At 67.2% G+C, this 4,689-nt stretch carries 3 protein-coding genes; 1 reads left to right on the top strand and 2 read right to left on the bottom strand.

Annotated elements, in window-relative coordinates:
- Positions 1-11: 11 nt before the first annotated feature.
- Positions 12-2,537 carry a type 2 lanthipeptide synthetase LanM gene (gene lanM, locus VML93_RS22105; protein ID WP_325614339.1) on the bottom strand — a complete coding sequence of 842 codons (2,526 nt, stop codon included), beginning with the start codon at positions 2,535-2,537 and terminating at the stop codon, positions 12-14.
- 374 nt (positions 2,538-2,911) lie between these two features.
- A complete protein-coding gene (locus tag VML93_RS22100; RefSeq protein ID WP_325614337.1) occupies positions 2,912-3,577 on the bottom strand; it encodes an O-methyltransferase in 666 nt (221 codons plus the stop codon).
- Positions 3,578-3,777: 200 nt separating this feature from the next.
- On the opposite strand from VML93_RS22100, the gene sigE reads away from it, so the two are divergent.
- Entirely contained in the window at positions 3,778-4,575 is a 798-nt protein-coding gene (gene sigE / locus VML93_RS22095) for an RNA polymerase sigma factor SigE (RefSeq protein WP_325614335.1), read from the top strand.
- The last annotated feature ends 114 nt before the right edge of the window (positions 4,576-4,689 follow it).

Genomic DNA, 4,689 nt, shown 5'->3' with positions numbered 1-4,689 from the left:
CCCCAGCGCGGTCAGGGCGTAGGCGAAGCCGGCCGCGCCGTGTGACATGCCGTTGAGGGCTGCGTGCCGGGGCTTTGTCCTCGCCAGCTGCGGCGGCCGGCCGAGCCGCCGCGGGGTTGGGCCAGCAGGTGACGACCACCCATAATCGCGCGTTCCACCAGGCTTTCCGATCCGCTCTGACGATGGAGTCGGAGCAGCGCCAGAATCGCGCCGGCCGTGCCGTCCATGACGTCGAGTTGTCGGTCTGCTGCGATCAGGTCGTCGGTCATGAGACCGGCGGCCAGATGAGCATCGGCAAGCAACTCGGAGTCGCTCAGCAGTTCGGACGTCACGGAAAATGCGTAGACGATCGAACCCAAGCCGGAGCCGCCGCCGATTCCCAGCGCCCGCACCAGGTGCGCGGCGTTGCGGCTTTTCAGCTCTTTACGCAGATTGCACAGCGCGCCCAGCGCCAGCTCTTTCGACGCGGGGCTGCCGGCCAGGGCGGCGTGCGCGGCCAGGAACACCGCGATTCCGCAGACGCCGTTGTACAACTGGGGTCCCAGGGCGACAAGCCGCGACACCTCGGAATCACCGAGCCAATCCAGCCCGATCCACGCGGCACCAGGACCGCTGCGGATCGCGTGCTGCGACAGCTCCTCTGCCAGCTTGCCGGCGTGTGCCAGCAGGGCGGTCGGCTCTGGGGCCGTCGGCGCTTCGGCGCGCAACAGTGTTGGGGCGCTTGCGATATCGTCCGGAGGTTTCGACAAGATCGCGGTGCTTTGCCGAATGACCTCGACCTGCCAGGCGATCTCGCGCTCGTCGAAGTCGGCCAGCCGCGCGCGAGCGCGATCGACATCACTGGGCGCGACGAAGTAGGGCACGCTCAACGCGAGCAGGGCGTCTCGCTCGGCAGCGTGCATGGGCCACAACGGATCCGCATCCGACTCCCAATCAGCCAGTCGCGCAACGAAATCTGCTTGCGCCGACCAGGCGATCCCGTCGTCCATGCTGTGGTGATCGGTGAGTCGACCCAGCAGCATGCTGTAGAACCGGGTGGGCCGGATCACCTTTCGGGTCGGCAGCCCCGCAAAGCCGTCGAGCAGCCCCGGGGCGCTCCCGGAGAGGAACCGGGCATAACTTTCGAACCCACAGATGAATTCGTCGACGTGGTCGGCCAGCTTCGCGTAGTGGCCTTCGAAGTGCGGCAGGTTGGTCGTCGAGGTGGTCATCTGTTTGCTCGGCGCGGGCCGCATGGCATCGCTGTTGATGTCGCTCCAGGTGAGCGTGGTGCGCGCCAGCCGCCCCGATTTGACTCCGCCGATCCCAAAGATGCTGTTGTCGAGGGCCCGTGCGTAGGTGGGCAGCAGGCCGACGGCCATCACCGAGTTGCCGATGAGGTCCTTGGCGGCCCCGAAAGCCCGTGCTTGTTCGGTTTGCGCGACGTGCTCCTCAGGCGGCGGCTGCAGAATCATCTCCAGGTCGACGGGCACCGGATGCTCGCCGGCGGCCACCATGTTCTCGTGATGGATGTCGGTGCCGGTGACGCAATGGAACAGCGCCAGCAGCGCGCCCGCGCGCCGGAAAAACCGCTGACAGCCCTGCGCGTCAACGCATCCCGTGTGGTCGACGAATTCGCTGAAGCCGTAGCCGTCGCGGGTGATGGTGCGCGCCGCGGACAGCTCCACTGGAGCTCCGCTCGCGTTCAATCGCCCGACCAGCCCGTGCCAGGCAGCGTCCAGCGCCAAGTCCTTGGGCTTGTAGACGACGCGCGATCCGTCCTCGAAGGCGACGATCTGGACGCTACGACCGTGATTGTGCGGATCGGAGACGTCGCCGTCGACCCCGACGACGCGACCGCAAGCCCCGCGAAACTCCGCCCGGATGTCGGCCAGGTCGGCGTCCAGCCGGGACACCAGCTCGTGTGCGGAGTACATCCACTGTCGCGTGAGAGCGGCGGCCAGCCGCAACAAGACCGGCTTGTCCTCGAACAGTCGCCGGAAGCCGCCGTCTTTCATGCCGGCGACGAACTCGTCGTACTTGCGTGTGTCGGCGAAGCGCTCGTAGAGCGCCGGGGCGAACAACCCCGACAACGCCTCGAGCAGCGAACGGCGCAGGCAGGCCCGGGCCGACGGGGCGACGCCGGCGCGGACGCGCTCAGGCTCGGCCGCCCAGAGCAGCCGGTCGGCCTGCTCGACCACGGGCACCAGCAGTGGCCCGAACGCGCACGGTTCTTCCTGGTCAGAGGCGGCGGCACCGCGGTGCAGCGCGGTCTCGATCCAGATCGCATCCTGAACCCAAACCGGCATCGGCGCGTGAGCGGCGGGCCGTACGGTCGCGAACTTCGCCAGCACCTGGCCCATCGACAGTCCATCCCGGGCGAGGCGGCGTTCGAACTGCAACCAGTCGCCGCTGGCCGCCGAACGACACCAGGCGGCCAGCCGCCGGGCAGCGAGGTCGGCGTCGGCCTTGGATCCTGGCAAAGCCTCGAACCCGTCGGGGAGGACTTCGTCGATGGTTGCTGCGCGAACCATCAGGCTACCGAAGAAGTCCTCCACTCGACCTCCCGTAAGGCGGCGTAGATAATTTCCTGAACAACGCGACGCGCGACAGCAATCAAGCCTATATTGGCGCTACCACGTAAGACTCGCAGAACCGCACGGTAAGTTTCGACTGTTTTCTAGGGCCGGCGTTGGTGTCGGCCGGGCAGCAAAGGGCCAGTTTCGTATGACTCACAGCAACATCGATGCAATGGATATCGCCGTCGCTACCGACGAGCAACTGGAAGCTGCGGCAACGTTGACCAGGCTGGGATTCACAACCTGGAACACGACCGACTGCACGTACTGCTCAATCTCCGTCTGCTGACGCTCGCGTTCGCCGAGTGTGCGCTCACGGCGATTCCGAGCGCCCGGTCAGCCGGATTCCCGGACTAATCGCGGACGGCGGCCAGCACGCCGTCGCCGAGCGGTATCAGCGCGGGCGTGAGCCGCTCGTCCTCGGCGATCATCCGGGCTGCCTCCCGGACCGCGACGACCTCCGCGTCGCGCGCCGCGGGATCACCGGCCCGCCCGCCCAGCGCCGCCCGGTGCACGACGATGACCCCGCCGGACCGCAACAGCCGCACCCCCTCGACGACGTACTCCGGTTGGTCGATCGGGTCGGCGTCGATGAACACCAGGTCATAGGACTCGTCGGCGAGCCGGGTCAGCACCTCTTGGGCGCGCCCGCTGATCAGCCTGGTCCGCGACGGCCCGATGCCCGCTTCCGAGAACGCCTGCTTGGCCAGGCGCAGATACTCGGGCTCGATGTCGATGGTGGTCAATACCCCGTCGTCGCTCATGCCCGACAACAACCAGAGCCCGCTGACTCCGGCGCCGGAGCCCACCTCGGCGACGGCCTTGCCGCCAGTGAGCTTGGCCAACAGGCTCAGCAGGGCCCCGACCGCCGGCGTCACCGCCCCGGCGCCGATGTCCACGGCGCGCTCGCGGGCGCCCGCCAGGATCACGTCTTCTGATATCGACCCCTCGGCGTGCGCGGAGATGGCGTCGGCTCGACTGGGGGCCGCCTGGCCGGGGGTGGTCTCGGTGGCGTCCATGCCCGCAGCGTATGTCATATCTCGCCGGCGTCAGACAGGCGCGCCTGAGCCGCAACGCCGCGACACGCCCGAAACCTGAAAGGCGACCAACGTCACTGCCGTCGGGAATGCCCTGCATATCGCAGGTAACGATATGGTTTCTCAGGCAAACCTCAGATTGCTCCTATATCGCCCACACCCCGGTACGCGACGGTATCGGTATGGAACGGGGAGAGCGCTTCACCGGACGGGAAGCCGGGTATGCACCTGGGAATACATGCTGGCAGCTTGGCGTTCCCGCTGACGAACTGCCGAATCCCGATGGCAGGGCAAACCCGGAGGATCCGATCATCACTTTGAACCCGTCGTCGAACCCGACGTTGAACCCGACCACGATGTCGCACCCGCAGGTGATTCGCGACGACGAGTGGGTGGAGCCGACCGACCAGTTGCACGGGACCGCGGTATTCGACGCGACCGGTGACAAGACGACCATGCCCTCCTGGGATGAGCTGGTGCGTCAGCACGCCGACCGGGTGTACCGGCTGGCCTACCGTCTTTCCGGCAACCAGCAGGACGCCGAGGATCTGACCCAGGAGACCTTCATCAGGGTGTTCCGGTCGGTCCAGAATTACCAGCCCGGAACCTTCGAGGGCTGGTTGCACCGCATCACCACGAACCTGTTCCTAGACATGGTCCGGCGCCGGGCGCGCATCCGGATGGAGGCGCTGCCCGAGGACTACGACCGGGTGCCTGCCGACGAGCCCAACCCCGAGCAGATCTATCACGACTCGCGACTGGGTCCTGACCTGCAGGCGGCCCTGGATTCGCTGCCGCCTGAGTTTCGCGCCGCGGTCGTGCTCTGCGACATCGAGGGTCTGTCCTACGAGGAGATCGGCGCGACGCTCGGCGTGAAGCTGGGTACCGTGCGCAGCCGCATCCACCGTGGTCGTCAGGCACTGCGCGACTACCTGGCCGCGCATCCCCAACAGGGTGAGCATGCCCGGGGTGCGGCCTAACCGCACCAAGTCGGCGTAGCGGACCTGCTGCGACCGGGGGCAATTAACCTTTCTGGGCGCGCGTGCCGTTGAGGCCGCCGCCTCTGTGCGACATGTGTCTTCCTTCTGGTGTCG

Source organism: Mycobacterium sp. (genome assembly GCF_035499775.1).
Lineage (GTDB): Bacteria > Actinomycetota > Actinomycetes > Mycobacteriales > Mycobacteriaceae > Mycobacterium.
The sequence above is the reverse complement of the archived record's forward strand: the minus strand, read 5'-3'. Positions and strand labels throughout refer to the sequence as shown.

What these genes read in the sequence shown, in the direction of transcription:
- sigE (WP_325614335.1), top strand. Translation starts at nt 3,778, where the DNA reads ATGGAACGGGGAGAGCGCTTCACCGGACGGGAAGCCGGGTATGCACCT.
- VML93_RS22100 (WP_325614337.1), bottom strand. Translation starts at nt 3,577, where the DNA reads ATGGACGCCACCGAGACCACCCCCGGCCAGGCGGCCCCCAGTCGAGCC.